The organism is Nitrincola alkalisediminis, from assembly GCF_009821115.1.
Classification (GTDB): domain Bacteria; phylum Pseudomonadota; class Gammaproteobacteria; order Pseudomonadales; family Balneatricaceae; genus Nitrincola; species Nitrincola alkalisediminis.
On the sequence record NZ_VYTY01000008.1, the window covers coordinates 36,760 to 55,296 of the forward strand.

Annotated in this window: 16 protein-coding genes and 4 tRNA genes; 5 read left to right on the plus strand and 15 right to left on the minus strand. The window is 46.6% G+C overall.

The window, feature by feature from the left end:
- Positions 1-20: 20 nt before the first annotated feature.
- From F5971_RS12820 to F5971_RS12845, 6 genes are all read right to left on the minus strand, one after another.
- Positions 21-680, minus strand: a complete 660-nt coding sequence (locus F5971_RS12820) for a response regulator transcription factor (RefSeq protein ID WP_036513643.1) — start codon at positions 678-680, stop codon at positions 21-23.
- The gene (locus tag F5971_RS12825; protein ID WP_036513640.1) at positions 680-1,942 is read right to left on the minus strand and encodes a sensor histidine kinase; all 1,263 of its coding nucleotides are present in this window, start codon (positions 1,940-1,942) and stop codon (positions 680-682) included. Before F5971_RS12825 ends, F5971_RS12820 begins: the two co-directional genes overlap by 1 nt.
- A gap of 251 nt (positions 1,943-2,193) precedes the next feature.
- A tRNA-His gene (locus F5971_RS12830) sits at positions 2,194-2,269 on the minus strand.
- Between the two features lie 24 nt (positions 2,270-2,293).
- Positions 2,294-2,378, minus strand: a tRNA-Leu gene (locus F5971_RS12835).
- A 19-nt stretch (positions 2,379-2,397) separates the two neighbouring features.
- Positions 2,398-2,473 (minus strand) — tRNA-His (locus F5971_RS12840).
- Between the two features lie 30 nt (positions 2,474-2,503).
- Positions 2,504-2,580 (minus strand) — tRNA-Arg (locus tag F5971_RS12845).
- A 239-nt stretch (positions 2,581-2,819) separates the two neighbouring features.
- Between F5971_RS12845 and folD the strand changes: the two genes are divergently transcribed.
- From folD to F5971_RS12870, 5 genes are all read left to right on the plus strand, one after another.
- Positions 2,820-3,674 (plus strand): bifunctional methylenetetrahydrofolate dehydrogenase/methenyltetrahydrofolate cyclohydrolase FolD, encoded by an 855-nt coding sequence (gene folD / locus F5971_RS12850; protein WP_193495236.1) that lies wholly within the window; start codon positions 2,820-2,822, stop codon positions 3,672-3,674.
- Positions 3,675-3,867: 193 nt separating this feature from the next.
- On the plus strand, positions 3,868-4,788 hold the full coding sequence (locus tag F5971_RS12855; RefSeq protein WP_193495239.1) for a MotA/TolQ/ExbB proton channel family protein: 921 nt from the start codon (positions 3,868-3,870) through the stop codon (positions 4,786-4,788).
- Complete coding sequence (locus F5971_RS12860; RefSeq protein ID WP_036513638.1) at positions 4,778-5,176, plus strand: ExbD/TolR family protein; 399 nt, start codon at positions 4,778-4,780, stop codon at positions 5,174-5,176. Before F5971_RS12855 ends, F5971_RS12860 begins: the two co-directional genes overlap by 11 nt.
- Before the next feature lie 3 nt (positions 5,177-5,179).
- Entirely contained in the window at positions 5,180-5,605 is a 426-nt protein-coding gene (locus F5971_RS12865) for an ExbD/TolR family protein (RefSeq protein ID WP_036513636.1), read from the plus strand.
- Positions 5,602-6,471, plus strand: coding sequence for an energy transducer TonB (locus F5971_RS12870; RefSeq protein ID WP_193495241.1), 870 nt, complete (start codon positions 5,602-5,604; stop codon positions 6,469-6,471). Before F5971_RS12865 ends, F5971_RS12870 begins: the two co-directional genes overlap by 4 nt.
- A gap of 29 nt (positions 6,472-6,500) precedes the next feature.
- Here the strand turns inward: F5971_RS12870 and F5971_RS12875 are convergent, their stop codons facing one another.
- The 9 genes from F5971_RS12875 to hutX form a co-directional block, all read right to left on the minus strand.
- Positions 6,501-8,438, minus strand: coding sequence for a MacB family efflux pump subunit (locus F5971_RS12875; RefSeq protein WP_193495243.1), 1,938 nt, complete (start codon positions 8,436-8,438; stop codon positions 6,501-6,503).
- 4 nt (positions 8,439-8,442) lie between these two features.
- Entirely contained in the window at positions 8,443-9,702 is a 1,260-nt protein-coding gene (locus F5971_RS12880) for an efflux RND transporter periplasmic adaptor subunit (protein WP_202806893.1), read from the minus strand.
- 176 nt (positions 9,703-9,878) lie between these two features.
- Entirely contained in the window at positions 9,879-12,170 is a 2,292-nt protein-coding gene (locus F5971_RS12885) for a TonB-dependent receptor domain-containing protein (RefSeq protein ID WP_193495245.1), read from the minus strand.
- A 139-nt stretch (positions 12,171-12,309) separates the two neighbouring features.
- Complete coding sequence (locus F5971_RS12890; protein ID WP_223116326.1) at positions 12,310-14,523, minus strand: TonB-dependent receptor domain-containing protein; 2,214 nt, start codon at positions 14,521-14,523, stop codon at positions 12,310-12,312.
- A 232-nt stretch (positions 14,524-14,755) separates the two neighbouring features.
- Complete coding sequence (gene hutZ, locus F5971_RS12895; RefSeq protein WP_193495248.1) at positions 14,756-15,277, minus strand: heme utilization protein HutZ; 522 nt, start codon at positions 15,275-15,277, stop codon at positions 14,756-14,758.
- A 22-nt stretch (positions 15,278-15,299) separates the two neighbouring features.
- Positions 15,300-16,088, minus strand: coding sequence for a heme ABC transporter ATP-binding protein (locus tag F5971_RS12900; protein WP_193495250.1), 789 nt, complete (start codon positions 16,086-16,088; stop codon positions 15,300-15,302).
- A 1-nt stretch (position 16,089) separates the two neighbouring features.
- Positions 16,090-17,124, minus strand: coding sequence for a FecCD family ABC transporter permease (locus F5971_RS12905; RefSeq protein WP_223116327.1), 1,035 nt, complete (start codon positions 17,122-17,124; stop codon positions 16,090-16,092).
- Positions 17,112-18,020: a heme/hemin ABC transporter substrate-binding protein gene (locus F5971_RS12910; protein ID WP_193495252.1), complete on the minus strand. Its 909-nt coding sequence runs from the start codon at positions 18,018-18,020 to the stop codon at positions 17,112-17,114. The genes F5971_RS12905 and F5971_RS12910 overlap by 13 nt, the downstream gene beginning before the upstream one ends.
- Entirely contained in the window at positions 18,010-18,525 is a 516-nt protein-coding gene (gene hutX / locus F5971_RS12915) for a heme utilization cystosolic carrier protein HutX (RefSeq protein ID WP_193495254.1), read from the minus strand. Before hutX ends, F5971_RS12910 begins: the two co-directional genes overlap by 11 nt.
- Positions 18,526-18,537 lie beyond the last annotated feature (12 nt).

Here is an 18,537-nt window from a genome sequence, read left to right on the forward strand (position 1 = left end):
ACTACAAAGCGGAGCTCAAATCAACTCGATAAAACACTTCCGCTTTGTATTTCCCCAAGCTTAATGATGCCAAATTGAATCGCCAAATGAACAAACTGCGCAGTCGATGTCACCTGCAGTTTACTTTTGAGCAGCGCCGTATGATTTGACACAGTTTTAACACTCACACACAAATGCTCGGCAATGTCTCTTGGCGGCATTCCTTTTGCTAAAAGTACAAAAATCTCAAACTCTCTTGGAGTCACATCAGGCAAACCACCCTCTTGTACAGGGCGGTGCATCGCTAAGCGCATTGCCAGTTCGTGCTCAACATAAGGCTTTCCCTGCATGACACGCGTGACTGCTTCCAATAAGACTTTTGGCGATCCACTTTTTGAAATATACCCCAACGCTCCCACATCTAATGCTTGCTGCACCATCGGCAATTCATCGTACATGCTAAAAAACAGAATACGCGCACTTGAGTTACGCTCGATGATGCGCCGCCCAACTTCAAGCCCCGTCAAATCCGGCAAATGTATATCCAATACAATCAGATCCGGAGCATGCTGCTGCCATAGAGCAAAGCCTTCACTGCCCGTGCTGGCTTCTAGAATCTGACATGACTCAAGCATTGCAGATAACAAGCTAGAATACCCCTGCCTAACAACCGCATGGTCATCAACCAATAAAATTTTCATTAAGACACTCCCTCTTGGAAACAAGGAACCTGTAAGATGATTTTTAACCCTTGCCCTGCGTTCGAAACAAACTGCAAATGAGCATTCATTGACCTTGCACGCTCATACATAGATCGCAACCCTACTCCCTGCACCATATTGGCCTGTAAACCTTGCCCATCGTCATCAACAATAACCTCTAATCCCTTCTCCGTTAAATTCATTGTAACCAACACCCTATTGGCACACGCATGACGCGCCACATTGTTTAGCGCTTCCTGCACCAAACGATAAATATGCGTCGCGGCATCTTTTTGCAGAGGTGGCAAAACCTCTGGAAGACATACCCTGCATTTAATGCCACTGGATTGCTGCCACTGCACAACCAATCCCTGCAAAGACTGACTCAGCCCCAGCGGCTCAAGCATCACTGGGTGAAGACTGCGCACTAAACGCAAAAAGCCTTCCTGCATCGCTTGGCAATGCTCGATTATTCGATCCGCCGTCTGCTTCACCAAAGCGGCGTTCTCTGGCGCTTGGGAAATAAGATAAGACTGCGCCCGAATGCCCGTCACGTACTGACCAAGATCATCATGCAGTTCCCGCGCTAGGTAGGCGCGCTCTTTTTCCTGAAGCGCCATTAGCTCTTCCGTTAAACGCTGATTACTTTTTTGCTCCAACTCCAAGGCATCAGACATTTGCGAGAAACAGGCCGCCAACTGACGGGCTTCCGGTACATCATAGGCATTTAAGGAGGCACTAAACTGAAAGGGCTTTTCTGGCTGCACATAAAGGGACGATAGTAACTGCTGAAATGGCTTAACCCCTATACGTCGACCATAGTAGGCGGCCAAGATAGCAATACTGAATGCGACAACAAACAAGACAAACACTAAGACGACCGACTCCCAGACCTCCTCAACTTCATCAAAAGGGTTCGCCACTAACCACATGCGCTGGCCATCGGGTAGCGATACAGTAATCGCATTTTGAAATAGATTTTCACTCCAAATCATCCGATAAAACCAAGCCGGTATTTCATCATGCCCATCAAAATCTTGAAACGTTAACGAATGCTGGACTTTAATCACGAGATGACGCACCTGTGCCTCTTCAAGTAAAGCTAATCGCTGGGGATTATCGTCCGCTAACTGAAACAACAAGCCTGCTAACGCTTGACCGGCTGAAAGCTCACGCTGAATATCAGACCGCCCTTGTTGCACCAAACCAAAAAAAGTTAAAAAAAACAGACAACAAAACACCAGAAAGACGATAATCGACATTCTTAGGAATCTAGGCATAACCACTTACTCATCTCGGATAAAATACCAATCGATGAGTATAACAAGTGAACTGGGCACCCATAGGAGTGAACTTAAGCAGAATATTGTTAGTACTTTAGTCGGAAAATACACGAAGCGGAATTCAAAAGCGCAACGGCCTTTTCTGAATCAAAGGCAAATAGAACATAAAAAGTGTAAATTTATGTATTGAGACAGCTATTTAAACAATGGAGGGATTAAACACAAGACAATGGGGTGGACGATGGGGCTTGAACCCACGACCGCCGGAATCACAATCCGGAGCTCTGCCAACTGAGCTACGCCCACCATAGCGATTTTTTACATTTGAATTGGTGCGGATGGAGAGACTCGAACTCTCACGCCTCGCGGCACTGGAACCTAAATCCAGCGTGTATACCAATTTCACCACATCCGCATATTGATCGTTGTATAAATGGGGTGGACGATGGGGCTTGAACCCACGACCGCCGGAATCACAATCCGGAGCTCTGCCAACTGAGCTACGCCCACCATAACATCTATACAATTTGTTCAGGTTACTGGTGCGCCCGGCAGGAATCGAACCTGCAACCTACGGCTTAGAAGGCCGTTGCTCTATCCGATTGAGCTACGAGCGCTTTTAGCCTGAACACTTACTAAGTTGCAGTAGTGTTGCGCCTCAGAAGTGGTGCGTATCTTAAGGAAGACTTTCACCTTCGTCAACACTTATTTTTAATTTTTTAACAAAAACAAGAAAATGTCGATTTCAGCCCTGCTTTTTAAGTGGCTTAAGGCCTCATCCTTGTTTATGCATGGCGCAGTTTATGCGAAAATTGTCGCATTAAGACAAACTATGTTTCGGGAAACCCTTCTAACAATGAGCGCTTCAATCATCGATGGTAAAGAAATTGCTAAATCTGTCCGCGCAAACGTCAAAGAGGCCATTCAACAAAGAGTAAAAGAAGGCAAACGCTCCCCCGTCTTGGCGGTGGTTCTGGTTGGCCAAGACCCGGCTTCTCAGATTTATGTTAAGAATAAAAAAATGGCCTGCGAAGAGGTCGGCATCACCTCTGTTAGCTATGAGCCAGACGCCAACATTACTCAGTCTGAATTACTAGCACTGGTTCATTCGCTTAATAACGACGAGCAGATCGACGGCATTTTAGTACAACTTCCCTTGCCCGCTCATTTAGACTGCACCGAAATTCTTGAAGCGATCAAGCCCGAAAAAGATGTCGATGGATTTCACGCCTTCAATATTGGCCGACTTGCTCAACGTATCCCTGCACTGAGACCCTGCACACCTAAAGGCATTATGACCCTTCTAAAGTCCACTGGGGTTGACCTTTACGGACAAGAAGCCGTCATTGTGGGCGCCTCTAATATTGTCGGCCGCCCCATGACACTAGAACTGCTCTTAGCCGGTTGCACAACCACAACAACACATCGCTTCACTCGTGATTTGCAAAGCCATGTTGCGCGTGCCGATATTGTCGTGGTAGGTGTGGGAAAACCCGGAATTGTTAAAGGCGAATGGATCAAACCTGGTGCTATTGTCATTGATGTGGGCATTAATCGACTTGATGATGGCTCTGTCGTTGGTGATGTTGAGTATGCAATTGCTGCTGAGCGCGCAGGCTGGATCACGCCAGTCCCTGGAGGTGTGGGCCCTATGACAGTTGCCAGCCTTATGGAAAACACCTTAGAAGCTGCAGTTAACGCAAACCCTTAATCACCGCCACTTCCTATGGCATGCCCTAGTCATTGGGGCATGCTCCGCTCCTGTCTAAGCCTTGCACGCCTTCCAAACATAGATTCAAACAACATTTAACCCATTACGCTGATTAGAAGATCTCACTGTTGATAACATAAACGATAATGTTTATCATTAGCTCTTTATTAGTAAGGATCACTCTGAGACGATTATGAATACTTCCACCCCCTTAAACAGTGAAGAAACTCATCTCGACGCCAGCGTTAATGAAGCCGTAACGCCAGATATTGAGACATCTTTCAACACGGACGCTCAAATTGAATCCACACTTGATACGCCTCTCGCAGAGGCTTCCGCCGAAGTCACGGACATCGAAACAGCTGAATCAGCACTCGACGCCGTTGCTGCGATTGTGCCTGACTCAACGGCAGACCAGATCATCAACTTACTCGAAATCGGCGGTCCTGTTGTTTGGGTCTTAACCGTATTTTCAGTGTTTGCCCTTTCCCTCATTCTTTTGAAATTCTGGCAATTGTCGGTTGCTAACATTGGGGCCAAGCGCAAAACCCTTAAAGCGATAGACGCTTGGAACCGCGGAAAAACCTCCGATGCCATAAATGCACTTAATTATAGTAGCCAATCGCTGCCAAAAATGATTGGCGTTGCCATGCGCGGCATGAAGTCTCAGGGAGATACACCTAAGCTTCGCGAAGAGCTTGGCCGTCTCGCCAGCATGGAAATGGAAAATCTTCGCGCCTATTTGCGCCCTCTTGAGGTCATTGCCAATTTGAGCCCGTTACTTGGTCTACTTGGTACGGTACTGGGGATGATCGTCGCCTTCCAGCAAATGGAAATGGCGGGAAATCAAGTGGATCCAAGTGTTCTCTCTGGCGGTATTTGGCAGGCACTCCTAACAACAGCTGCGGGCCTGACTGTTGCCATCCCAGTATTTATGGCACACAGCATTCTTGAGCGTAAAACAGAGCGCATTGGACATGATATGGAAAATCTGATGACCTGCGTGTTCACACGCAACTGCTTAGATGAAAGCTGCGCATGCAATATACCCGAGACCGTAAAAGAAACTGAGGAAGCTTGGGATAAGAATGGAGCTGCCATTCATGCAGCTTAATCTCAACAAAGGCATACGACGCAAAACGATCAGCATGACACCGCTGATCGATGTCGTGTTTATTTTGCTGTTATTTTTTATGCTGACGTCCAGTTTTATAAAATGGCAGCAGATGCAACTTGCTGTCTCTGCTCCCTCTACCGCATCGGTCGCAACGTCAGACAACCCACCTCTGATTGCGCGCTTATCATCCGACGGACAGGTGTCATTGGGTGGAGAATCCTTTTTAAGCCATGAAGACGATGCACTCAAAGCCTTTATTGATCGACATGAGCCGTCGCGCATACTGCTCACAACAGATGAAGAAGCCTCCATTCAACAAATCGTCAGTCTTATTGATCGCTTCCAACGCTTAGGGGCCACAAACGTCTCATTTAACGTAGATTAAGCCATGAAACTCTTTACGTCTGCCCAAAACCGAAAAGACAAAGACGACAATTTGATCCCTTTGATCAATGTCGTCTTTCTTATGTTGATTTTTTTCATGCTGGCGGGGCAAATCACCGCTAGCGATGCCTTTAAAGTCACCCCACCCTCCTCTTTAGTCGAGGCCCCCGTTTTAGAAGCTCTCGAATTTGAAGTACTGTTGAATGCCGATGGTGACCTCGCCTTAAACAACACACTAATGGCCCTAGAAGACATTAAATCACTCTTATCGGAGAGCAAGCAAAGCCAGCAAGATGTAGAAATTAACGTGGCATTAAAAGCCGATGCCGATGTTAGCGCCGCTCAACTCAAGCCGTTACTCACGGCACTCACTGAGATCCAAGTAAGTCAAGTAACGCTCTATACACGCCAGGTGATGACTCAACCATGACTCTTAAAAAACGACACGGACTTATCGCCTTTGTGTTTGCGATTTTTTTTCATGTTGGCCTAGTGGTCTTAATTACCTATCGATCTACGACGGTCGCAGAAGAAAGCGCAGAGCTTCCCGGATATGCAGGTGTTACTGTTAGCCTTGCCTCTGCGGGTGATCTCTTGGCTGCCTTGGAACAAAGCGCGGCCGCTGAGGCAGCGGAAGCAACTCCGGAGACCTCACCAGAACCTGATCCTACACCAGAACCTGCGGTTGAACCGACTCCAGAGCCAACACCTGAACCTACCCCCGAGCCGGAACCTGAGCCAGAGCCCATTCCAGAGCCTAAACCAGAACCGAAGCCTGAGCCTAAACCTGCACCTAGACCCGAGCCACGACCTGAACCTAGACCAGAGCCCAGACCCGAACCAAGGCCAACACCTCAAGCCACAGCGACAACGACCACTGCAGCCGAAAGCACTCAGCAAACAACCACGGATGTTTCGGCTGAGCAAACATCCACGCCAACAACGGCTGGAGCCAATGCACCCGGACAACAAAAAACAACGGATACAGGTGGCGACCCCGCTGCACAAGCCACCTATTTTTCGAGCTTAGCGCAACATCTCGCTCGCCATAAACGCTATCCAATGGCAGCAAGACGCCAGCAACGCCAAGGGACTGCAGAGCTTGAGTTCACACTTGATCGAACTGGTAGAGTTATTGCCAGCCGAGTCGTACGCAGTAGTGGTCATAACCTTTTGGATAAAGAGGTTCTCGATATGCTGGTTCGAGCCGCCCCCTTACCGGCTTTTCCAAGCAGCATTACAGAGTCAACCCTTGTGATTACCCTGCCTGTTACATTCAACCTCAGCGAACGTTAACCCGTCGCTGGGGTTTTCCTCCCCAGCTTTTATTCAGAGGCTAGCGCAACGACAGGATCCAAATGTGCGGCTTTCCTGGCAGGTAAGAAGCCGAACAATAATCCCGTCAAAAAGGCACATCCAAATGCCATCGTCACTGGCAACAGGCTAAACATCACAGGCGTTCCTAAATAACCAACCAGCCAGGTCACCCCTAGCCCTAGCCCAACGCCTATCAAACCACCCAACGCCGACACCAGTACCGCCTCAACTAAAAATTGTTGCATGATGTTTATGGTTCTGGCACCTGTGGCCATTCGCACCCCAATTTCGCGAGTACGCTCAGTCACTGAGACCAGCATAATATTCATCACGCCGATACCGCCAACCAACAGCGAGATAGCGGCAATCGAACCCAGCAACAACGTCATCGTATTCTGGGTTTCTGAAACCGATTCGATGATTGATGCCATATTTCGTATTTGAAAATCTTCCGTTCCATGACGAGACAATAAGAGATTATGCACTTGTTCTTGCATCTGATCGATCTCACTCAGCTCTTCAACCGATACCGTAATACTTCTTAAGTGCCTTTGCCCAAATAAACGCAAACTGCCTGTTTGGTAGGGAACAATCACCACATCATCTTCATCTCGACCAAATGGAGAAGCTCCCCGCGTACTCATCGTGCCTATGATTTGAAACATAATGTTGTTAATCATCACATACTGACCCACTGGGTCTTGACCCGGAAACAGCGCATTTGCAGCCGTTTGCCCCATTAAGGCTACAGATGAATAATTCACATCATCGTCGGGTGTAAAGAAGGTTCCCCGCTCTACGTTCCAAGCGCGTACAATTGGAAAAGCAGATGATGTTGCCATGACCTCAGTTTGGTGATCACGCTCACCCGCGCGTAATGTAACCGAACCACTCAATTCTGGAATGGCTGCCAAAATACCGGGCAACTCATTAATGGCATCCACGTCTTCCGGTGTTAAGGAGGTCGCTCCCCACCCCCTCTGATTGGGTGCACCGGGCCTAATCAGTAAGAGATTAGAGCCCATCGAACTAATGCGATCAACAACCGCTTGCTTTGCTCCATCGCCAATTCCCAGCATGGTAATGACCGAAGCAACCCCTATCACAATCCCTAGCAAGGTGAGAGCTGTTCTAAACAGATTGGCACGTAATGCTCTCAATGACATCCGAAATGCTTCCACCAAGTGACCTGAGCTCCCTGAGTGATAAGACTCGGATTTCTCCTTCGGCACTGGATTCAATACTTGACTCGTTCCCGGATCGGAGACAATCACACCATCACTGATTTCAATAATTCGATCCGCATGTGACGCCACCTTCTGATCATGTGTAATTAGAATCAGGGTATGCCCTTGTTGTGCCAAGGTTGCGAACAGTGCCATCACCTCTTTACCCGTTTGGCTGTCGAGAGCTCCTGTTGGCTCATCTGCCAAGATGATTTGCCCGCCATTCATCAAGGCACGGGCAATAGAAACCCGCTGTTGCTGGCCACCTGATAACTGACTGGGACGATGATCAGCTCGATCCCCCAAACCCAGAGACTCCAATAATGCAAACGCACGCTCTTCGCGCTCATCGACGGGCATCCCGGCATAAACGGCAGGCACCTCGACATTTTCCAGCGCTGTTGAACCTGACAATAGATTGTAACTTTGAAAAACGAATCCAAACGCTTCACGTCGCAAACCCGCCAACTCATCTTTTGATAAATCCGACACATCCACGCCATTAAATAAATACTGCCCGGATGTCGGGCGATCCAGGCATCCAAGAATATTCATCAGAGTTGATTTACCCGAGCCAGATGAACCAATGATTGCCACAAACTCACCGGGCATAATTTTAAGATCAAGTCCTTTCAGCACATCCACAGTCCCGTCTCCGCTGGGAAAGGATCGCTTGATGTTCCTTAATTCAATAATAGGTTTAGCGTCTAGTGCATCCATGAAACTACCTCATACGTGGTTGCGCGGCATTCATCGGCCCCATGGAGGGTCCAGCGGACGCATTCATATTCGATCGTGCAGCCGATCGATTTATCTGTAAAAGAACCTGATCTCCTTCACTAAGTACTCCGTCCATGATCTGTGCATTCACGCGATTGGTGACACCGACTTTCACCTCTAACTCATCAACTCCCCCCTGCTCATTTAGCCGCAACACAGTTGCCTGCCTCTCTCTCGTTTGTGAAGGGCGACCTTCAGAGTTAGAAGACTGCCTTGCTGACTCAGGCCTAGCGCCCTCATTTCTGTATTGAAGTGCGGAAATAGGCAACTGCAATACATTTTCAGCCGACGCAATCACAAAAAATACCTGAGCGGTCATTTGTGGCATTAAACGACCTTGAACATTTTCAACATCAAATAAAGCGTTGTAGAGGACCACATTGCTCTCGACAACAGGCGTTGGCTCAATACGACGTAAGTGTCCATACCAACGCTGCAGAGGGTTGCCTAAGGTCGTGAAATACGCGGGCATGTCATCGCGTAAACGACTAATATCAGCCTCGGACACTTGAGCCTGAACCGTCATAACAGATAAATCAGCAATTTGTAAAATAACAGGTGCCTGCTGATTGGCATTTAAGGTCTGACCCTGACGAGCCGAAATGGATACAACAGTGCCGCTCATAGGTGCATAAATCTTGGCGTAGTTTAAGTTCGCCTCTTCCGCTCTCAAGGTTGACTCTGTCTGTTCAATTTGTGCTTTAATGGCACTGACTTGAGCACGCGCTGAGCGCAAAGTCGCTTCAGCTATTTGCAGTGATTCTTGAGAAGTAGCACGTGTTGTCATCAGGTTTTGCTGACGTTTATACTGAAGGTCAGCTAAGGTAAGTGAGGCTTCTCGATCTTCGAGTTGCGCCCGCTGATTACGAAGCTGAGCTCGGATTGCATCGACACCCGCACTCAAAACCGTCGGATCGATTTCAGCCAACAACTGTCCTTCTTCAACAAAATCACCTACTTCAACATGAATATGTGTGAGTTGCCCAGACACCTGAGCGCCAACATCTACATAATTGCTGGGTTGTAAACGTCCAGTCGCAGTCACGACATTTTCAATATTTCCACGCGTCACGGATACAGTGACCTGTTGAGCTTGGCCATTCTGACTTTGCGTCCAATAGTATCCTCCAATGAGCGCTCCACCCAGCAATAAAGCAACCCAGATAAACAACCAGGCCTTAGATTTACGCTTCTTTCTCACCATAACCTTTATCATTCCAAGTCAATTGAAGATGCCTATTATCAAGTAGTGACACCTCCTTCACAATGTAAATTCCCTGACTTTACATGTCTTTACATTGCTTTATACAGGTTAAAACCAAAAAAGCCGCCATGCTCAATATAAAGAGCATGGCGGCTTTAAAAAATGTGGGATTAAAATCAGAAGCGATAATTCATACTTAACCAGAAGTTTCGAGACTTCGCTTTAATATTGTAATCATCTCTATAAGTGGCCGAATAACTACCGTCAGCATTCTGTGTGAAGCTTGTCTGATAGCTGGTAAAGTCCTCATCTAAGAGGTTATTCACCCGCGCTTGTAGTGTTAAGTTCTTATTGAACTTATAACTTCCCCCTAAGTGGAATACTTCATAATCCTTGTAGAAAAGCGCAACGTCGTTGGCCGTGTCCCAACTGCGGTAGCGCTTAGAACGAGCTTCCATTGTTAAATATAGATTTAACGCCGAATTAACCTGCCAATCCAGTGTGGTGTTGAGCATATGTTTGGCAGTATTGTTTAAAGGACGGCCTTCTTGCGGACCACTCTTTTGCTCAGAGTCTGTATAGGTGTAATTTCCACGTAAGGTTAACTGAGGTGTGATTTTATAGCGTCCTGCCAACTCTAAACCACGAATATCCACGCGATCGATATTAAACTGTTGCGAAAAGCTTGTGAAACCTAAATCTGCCCAACCCTCACCAATATTTGCGCAACGCTCTCCGGGCGAGGCAACTTCACAGTTTGGAATACTGTCTCCACGGGCAATTTTGTCTTTAAACTTATTGGCAAACACGGTTGCATTAAAATTGTGACCTTGTGGTGTGTCCCAATAAATGGCAAGCTCACTATTGATACTCGTCTCTGGCTGCAAATCAGGCGAACCGACAAACGGGCTGGTTCCCTGACCACCAAAGCCTGTAATTCCAGGAAATAAATCACTGGTTTTAGGCGTCTTGTAGCCCGTGCTCACACCACCTTTTAACGTCCAATCAGATGCTAGGTTCCAGACACCATAGGCACGTGGACTGACCTGACTGCCGAACACGTTGTGATTGTCATAACGAACACCACCTGTTAACGTCACATCTTCTAGGACATCCCAGTTATCTTCGACAAAGAGTGCCCACTGTTTATGGGGCTGCACCGTTCCTGAACGGAATCCATCACCGTACATACCAAACACACCGTCTTCTTGTTCAGCATCTATATACTGACCACCAAAAATAAGCCAATGATCACCCTGTACAGTATCAAACTTAACATCCAGTGTTTTTTGACGTGTTTCCATCACGCGCGCTGGACGAGGCAAAAATGCATCCCATTCTGCACGCTGCACCTCTGTCAGATTATTTAAATTTCCACCAACTGCATCCCATAGATCTTGAAGACGCCCACGCTCTTCAACAGTAAATGGAAGCGTACGGCCATTATTATTTGTCTTCACATAGGAGAAACTAATATCACTATTAATATCACCCCACTCTGCTTCATGAGTGATCGACCATTGATCGCGTGTAAATTCTTGATTATCGACATAGCCTACCCGTGGCTGCACGCGACCACGTGATGCACGCCAAACAGTCTCTAAGCTGTCTAGTGTACCTAACTGACTGGAGTCATTATCGTATCTCTGAACCGAGGTATCGTAATCAAAAATAATATCGTGTTTTTCATGGGGCTTAAAAGCAAGGGTTAAACCACCCGTCCAGTTGTTATTGTCAACTGTACGCCCTCCTCCGCCAAAGCCTGAGGTGCGATTAAATACCGTTCCATCTGGAGCCGTAACGGACGCATAGGTCGGATTTGACTGATCTCGATCATAGTAACTACCGCGTACAGACAAACCCAAAACATTTTCAATTAACGGGCCGCTGACACTAAAATCAGTGGTCGTGTCATTGCCAAAGTCTTTGTTCGTTTCGTATGTACGACTGTGGGTTATAGAGCCCGTCCATTCATCTGACACACGTTTAGTGATAATGTTAATGACCCCACCCATGGCATCCGCTCCATATAAGGTCGACATAGGTCCACGAATAACTTCTATACGCTCAATCGTATCTAATGGAGGTATGTGGTTAAACTGATTGCCTCCGAAGCTGTTCGGATAAAGATCACCCACATTGTTTTGACGTTTGCCGTTAATCAATATCAAGGTATAGTCCGAGCCCATACCGCGCATACTGATACTGCCTTGGCCCGTTTTATCTGATGTTTCTCCAACATCAATACCCTCGACATCACGAACCGCATCCAACAACGTCATATAAGGTTTTGATGCCAAATCTTCCTTCGTAATCACTGAAATACTGGCGGGAGCATCGGTTATTTTTTGTTCAAACCCTGATGCGGAAATAACAAGGCTGTCTAATCGAACATCTTGATTTGCATACACACTGCCAGCCGCAACGGATATGGACATAAAGAGAAGGGAGTGATGGAATCGTTTCATGGATAATTTCCTTTCGGAGTTAATACAGAATTCAAAGGATTCTCATCGACAGTTTATTGTGATTATTTTATAAAGGTTTTCAAAAAAACCGCCCTATTCGGGCGGCTATGAAAAGTCTACACGTTGAAGTTTTTTGACATTAAAAAGTCAAATTGGCGGACAACCACAAACGGCGGCCATCTAAAACAGCGCCTTTCGTTGATGCGGTCTGATGACTGTACTCACTTGCGTAACAGGTTCCTGTTGAGCAAGCAAATGGCTTGTAGGATCTAAAATCTTTGTTTAACAGGTTTTCGATGGTTCCGCTAAAACGAAGATTTTTAGTCAATTGATAACTGCCACCTAAATCAAAGAGGCTATAAGCTTTGATGTCGCCAACGGCTTCATAGAGCGCCAGATCATCGGTACCAGCAGCTGGCAGGGTATTAAAGCGACGGCTTTCTCCACGATAACTCGCATTTAACCAAAGGTTGGCTTTAGGGGTTGCTTGCCAGTTGAGGCGCGCATTGGCCATATGACGAGGCGTGTCACTGAGCTTCCCGACGACCTGACCTGTTGCATCCTCAATTTCAGTTTCAGTATAGGTATAGTTAAGTGACAGATTCCAATTATCGGCAATCGGCAGTCGTGCCGCCAACTCTATACCTTCAGATTGCGCCCTATTTAAGTTTTCAGTCCAGCCCACTGTACGTTGATTATCAAAGCCGACTAGATTATAGCAATCAGCCGGGGGGGGATTAATCGGGTTGGTGCTACCTGTATAGTTGCAATTATAGCGTGTTGTGCTGCTGAATCGGTCTTTTAAACGACTTTGGAACACAGTGGCATTTGCGCTAAAACCATTGTCTTGTTGGTAATAGAGCCCCAACTCTCCATTGGTGCTTTTTTCAGGGTTTAAACTGGGGTTACCAACCGTTGCGATCGTACCCTGACCGGATATTCCATTTACACCAGCATATAAATCATCAACATTCGGTGTTTTATACCCAGTGCTAATTCCTCCTTTTACGGTCCAGTTATCATCAAGACTGTAAACGGCATATGCTCGAGGCGTAATATGTCCACCAAAGAACTCATTGTGATTGTAGCGCGCACCCAGCGTTACTAACAACTGATCCATCACGGCCCATTCGTTCTCAGCAAACAATGACCAATCTTTCTGAGTAAACTTATTGGGCGCCACACCATCTATCATTTCAGCATCCCAATACTGACCACCCACCGTTAAAAAATGGCTGTCACCGATGGCCTGCATGTATTTGGTATCAAATACAATATTGGTGGACTCAAGCTCACGCGCATCTTTAACACTCTTCCCAGGAATGCCTGTATTGCTTGGATTGTTAGGATTTCCGGGTATCGTACGACCAATCGTTTCAGTTTGATTGTGCATCAAACTGGACTCTAGGGTGCCCTGACCGATACGACTGGTGTGGCCAATCGTAAATTGATCTCGATCATGGCGCAGATCATCGGCGTAACCTCTCCAGTTGGTTGGCGTATCGTTCGCACTCAGTTTACGATTACTAGGATCACCGTTGTCGTATTTTTGGCGCGAAAGGTCAAAATCAAACCACACGTCATGATTCTCGTGTGCCAACAGATCCAAGCGCCCACCAAAACTGGAGATTTTTCCTTCAACCTTGCTCTGACCACGAGAGTTAAGCTGGATAGTCTGCCCAGCAACACCCTGCGCGGTCAAATTGTAATCGTCGCGTTCAAAGTAACTGCCTCTGAGGGTCAAACCAAGCCGTCCTTCAATCAAAGGGCCACTGGTGTAAAAGCTGGTTTTACGGCTGTCCCCAAACTCAGACTCTTCCTGAAGCGTGACTTCTTGAGTTAATGAGCCCGTCCACTCGTCACCCACTTTTCGCGTAATAATGTTGACCACGCCGCCAATTGCATCCGAGCCATAAAGCGTTGACATTGGACCACGAATTACCTCTATCCGCTCAATGGCATTCACGGGAGGGATGAAGCTGGTCGACATTTCACCAAATCCATTCGGAGTAATATTACCGGCTGCGCCTTGTCTGCGACCATCAATGAGAATTAAAGTGTATTCGGATGGCATTCCTCGAATGCTGATATTGAGCCCACCCGTTTTACCAGTATTACCCAATACATCAATGCCTTCCACGTCTTTCAAGGCTTCAGCGATGTTTGAATAATTCTTTTGTTCCAAATCTTCACGAGATACAACAGAAATACTGGCGGGGGCATCGGTAATTTTTTGCTCAAAACCGGATGCTGTTATCACCATGCTATCTAAACGTACATCTGAGTTAGCTGAAACGAGGCTTGCTGTAGATGCCACGGCTACAACCAGTGCTTTTAGCTTAAATTGACTCACGAAAGAACTCCATTATACCAGCAGGTATTCTAAAATTTCGAAACTAACAATAAATTTATACGTATTGATAATGCTTATCGTTCATTTCAAGATTCTAAACATGTTTACTGATAATAGCCATTACTTAACATAACTTTACAAATAAATTTGTAACGGCACGGAACTTAATTAGAAAAGATGAAACAGGGGGGGTAAGGTACGTTATCTTCTGATTGACAACGCACCTCGTCGATTAAGACACTTTGCGCTGATGGCCTTCTTTTAGGTGAACGAAACTGACAAGATCATCACCGGATACTTGATAGGCTTGACCAAACCCTTTTACATACAATCCTTGCTTTGGCATGAGTCGATATAAGCGGAAATCACCCAATTGCGACAAGTTCACGACGATCTCGCCTTGGCGCTGCGAAAGTGCCTCAATAGCTTGCGACCATTGCGAGGTATCACGTTTGATCTCCTCTGCTACAGCATCAAAGGTTAAACGTTTGCGTGCGTAGATTTGGCGAGAATCGTTTTCATCGGCAATCAACATAATGGATACATTTGGGCACACCTGTAAATTCTGACCATGACGTGCAATATCACTCACCAATATGTAGTAGCCATTTTCCATAAGAACAAAGGGAGCATAACTTACATTGGGCTGATGATCGTCATTCAGTGTTGCCATCAATAGGGTTTTACAACTGTCTCGAAAGTCTCTAATTTCCGGCTCTAGACGTTCTTGTAGTTTTGCTGTTGTATCATTCATCTACATTTACCTATATTAAAATTTATGCAACCAACGAATAGTGAGCTGGGATGACCAAAGGCCATCCACCGGGATGTTCAATAACGTCTATTGGATACTCATATACCTCGGTTAATTGAGTTGCATCCAGCACCTCTTTCACCCCTCCTAACGCAACACCGCGACCCGCCTTCATCAGCAGGATACGATCTGCGTATTGAGCCGCAAGGTTCAAATCATGGAGAATAACCAACACCGCACGATTTTTTTCTTTAGCCATGTTTTTGAGCACTTGAAACACTTGATGCTGGTGGGTTAAATCAAGGCTCGACGTGCATTCATCAAGGAACAGATATTGGGGTTCTTGAATCGGAAGTGTTTCTAATTGCGAAATGACTCTGGCCAATTGCACACGCTGTTGCTCACCACCGGATAACGACAAATAGTTGCGGTGGCGCAGGTGTTCAGCGTCAAAAAGTGACAACATCTGCTGGATATGTGTATTTCGTAATGCGCTTGGCATAGGGTGACGTAAACTGGTCTCAATCACCTCTTCGACCGAAAACGCAAAGGTGAGTTGCACAAACTGCGGCATAACGGCTCGATACTTAGCCAAGGATGCGGGAGTCCAATGTTTCAAGCGCTTACCATTAAGCGAAATGCAATGGGCGAGTTCAGAAATATCGCCACTGAGGGCTTTTAGCAAGGTTGACTTACCTGCTCCATTTGGCCCGAGCACAGCTAACATTTCTCCAGGCTTCAATGTCAGACTGACATCATCCAATATGATCTTTTGCCCGATCGATAAATGGAGTTGATTTGCGCACAGCATATTAGAACCCCGACTTTGCTCTTTGCTTTAACAGAAGACCTAAGAAAAAAGGCCCGCCAACGGATGCCATCACCAGACCGATCGGTAATTCAGCAGGTGCAATCAAAAGACGTGCAACAATATCGGATAACACAACCAGCAATGCACCCATCATAGCACTCAACGGAAGAACCCAACGATGATCAGGCCCTGTGAGCAAGCGGACTAAATGCGGTGCCACCAATCCAACAAAGCCTATCACGCCACTGACCGCCACCGCCGAGCCAACAGCCAATGCCGTCAATGCAATCACAATCTGTTTCATACGTTTTACATTAAAGCCCATATGATGGCTCACGGTTTCACCCATAAGAAATGCATTCAAGGCACGGGAAAAAAATGGCAAACAACAGCAAGCAACCAAAATTGGGATTCCTGCCATGGCAACGTCTACCCAAGATGCACTGGCTAAAGATCCCATGGACCAGAAGGTTAAGCTACGCAGTGCCTCATCCGAAGCGTAATAGGTCAAAACACCCGAAATCGCACCCGTAATGGCATTAATTGCAACGCCGGCAAGCAGCATGGTCGCAATATCGGTTCGTCCTTGAAAAGTCGCGACTTTATAGATAACCCAAGTAACGAGCACACCTCCCATAAACGCTGCTAGCGGCAATGCAAAATACCCCCAAAAACTCATCCATTGTTTGAGGTAGGTTCCACCCAGAACAATCACTAAAATGGCGGCCAAGGCAGCCCCGCTGGAAACACCAACCAAGCCAGGATCCGCTAAAGGATTGCGAAACAAGCCTTGCATTGATGCCCCAGCAATTGCCAACCCAGCACCAACAATAGCGCCTAACAAAACCCGTGGAAGCCGAATATCCAGAACGACTAGGCGTGCAAAGGCATCGTCAATTGATCCTGTTAAAACCCCCAAGACTTGCCATATATTGAGCGAGATCGCACCTTGAGTTAAAGACAGACTTAATGTCACCATCAAAGCAATCAACAAACCATACGCCGCATATTTCTGTGACGTGATTATTCGTTCCATGCAGCAAACCTATCGAGTAACTTTTTGTTATTAGAAGAATTTAGATTGACTTGTTGATACAAATCTTCAATTTGAGCGGGCAAGTCTGGTCCAAAACTCAGAAGTCGTGCATCGACAACTAAGACATTTTTCTGCTGGCCAGCGCGTGTCAAACGTATGGCAGGATCCTGCAGAACTTGCTCAATTCCACCGCCCATGTCGGCACCTTGAGACATGGTGATGATAATGTCAGGATTCGCCCGTATCAGTGCTTCTGCGGATACTGATTGGTAATTTTGAACCTGATCTGAAAATGGATTATGCAAACCTGCCATTCGCAACAACGCATCCGCTCGGCTGCCACTGCCCGCAACCATCATGCTGCCATTTCGAATACCCAACACAAAAATAGCGCTAACCGGTTCCTGGTGCTGCGCTGTAATTGCATCCTGTATCCGCATCATCTCGGCGTCTAGTGATGCAACCAGTTCAACACCCTTTTCATATTGTTCAACAATGCGTGCAACCGATAGGATCTTTTGTTGAACACCTTGCAAAGAGTAATCATTCTCGATTATATGAACATTAACACCTGCTGCTTTTAATTGATCAAGCACAGATTGAGGTTGAGCGTCAGCCGTAACTAAAATTAAATCCGGCTGCAAAGACAACAAGCCTTCTGAAGAGAGCTGTCTCATGTAGCCAACATCAGGCAACTCTTTGGCCGCTTCTGGCCAAATGCTCGTCGTGTCTCGCCCAACCAAGCGATGCTGCTGCTCTAATGCATACAGAATTTCAGTGATGGACCCATCAACTGAGACAATTTTTTGGTACGAGTCCGAATACGCATTCAAACTGACCAATACAGCACAAAGCATCATCGGAAGCTGTTTTGTTAAACGATTATTAAGCAACATTCTGACCTTCCTTCAACGCATGAAAAGCGGCGATTTGATGAGTGAAAATATCTCCTTTATCATCTCTCCCCAAATAGATTTTAAAAATACATGCACCATCCTCTGCGTAAAATAAAATGGCATGTGTCTCTTTTCCCCTTAATGGTCGGCTCAACAAGGCAATATCCGTTACGGCATCAAGTTTTAAATGCCCTTCCAAACCGCCACCACCTCCTTGCAGGTTGTAATAGCCAAAACCAAGCTTGCCCTTGGGAAAAGCGTCTTTGAATTCAAAGACAAACCCCTTTACCTCTATTATTGTGGTCACCTTACCCCAATCTGAGATACTCTCCAGAATGGACTGCGCCATTAGACCGGGCAAAGCCACAAACTCATCGGCACCAAACTGGCTAACAATCTCCCACTCCGACACACCTAGCTGCCTTGCCATTTCCACAGGTCGAACCATTGGCTGCGAGGCTAAAAGTTCGCTAATACGATCCGATAGCGTTAATTCAGAACTCATACATCACCTTTG

Bases quoted from the DNA above. Each gene is read 5' to 3' on its own strand.
- F5971_RS12820 (WP_036513643.1), bottom strand. From the start codon at position 680: ATGAAAATTTTATTGGTTGATGACCATGCGGTTGTTAGGCAGGGGTAT.
- F5971_RS12825 (WP_036513640.1), bottom strand. From the start codon at position 1,942: ATGTCGATTATCGTCTTTCTGGTGTTTTGTTGTCTGTTTTTTTTAACT.
- folD (WP_193495236.1), top strand. From the start codon at position 2,820: ATGAGCGCTTCAATCATCGATGGTAAAGAAATTGCTAAATCTGTCCGC.
- F5971_RS12855 (WP_193495239.1), top strand. From the start codon at position 3,868: ATGAATACTTCCACCCCCTTAAACAGTGAAGAAACTCATCTCGACGCC.
- F5971_RS12860 (WP_036513638.1), top strand. From the start codon at position 4,778: ATGCAGCTTAATCTCAACAAAGGCATACGACGCAAAACGATCAGCATG.
- F5971_RS12865 (WP_036513636.1), top strand. From the start codon at position 5,180: ATGAAACTCTTTACGTCTGCCCAAAACCGAAAAGACAAAGACGACAAT.
- F5971_RS12870 (WP_193495241.1), top strand. From the start codon at position 5,602: ATGACTCTTAAAAAACGACACGGACTTATCGCCTTTGTGTTTGCGATT.
- F5971_RS12875 (WP_193495243.1), bottom strand. From the start codon at position 8,438: ATGGATGCACTAGACGCTAAACCTATTATTGAATTAAGGAACATCAAG.
- F5971_RS12880 (WP_202806893.1), bottom strand. From the start codon at position 9,702: ATGGTGAGAAAGAAGCGTAAATCTAAGGCCTGGTTGTTTATCTGGGTT.
- F5971_RS12885 (WP_193495245.1), bottom strand. From the start codon at position 12,170: ATGAAACGATTCCATCACTCCCTTCTCTTTATGTCCATATCCGTTGCG.
- hutZ (WP_193495248.1), bottom strand. From the start codon at position 15,277: ATGAATGATACAACAGCAAAACTACAAGAACGTCTAGAGCCGGAAATT.
- F5971_RS12900 (WP_193495250.1), bottom strand. From the start codon at position 16,088: ATGCTGTGCGCAAATCAACTCCATTTATCGATCGGGCAAAAGATCATA.
- F5971_RS12905 (WP_223116327.1), bottom strand. From the start codon at position 17,124: ATGGAACGAATAATCACGTCACAGAAATATGCGGCGTATGGTTTGTTG.
- F5971_RS12910 (WP_193495252.1), bottom strand. From the start codon at position 18,020: ATGTTGCTTAATAATCGTTTAACAAAACAGCTTCCGATGATGCTTTGT.
- hutX (WP_193495254.1), bottom strand. From the start codon at position 18,525: ATGAGTTCTGAATTAACGCTATCGGATCGTATTAGCGAACTTTTAGCC.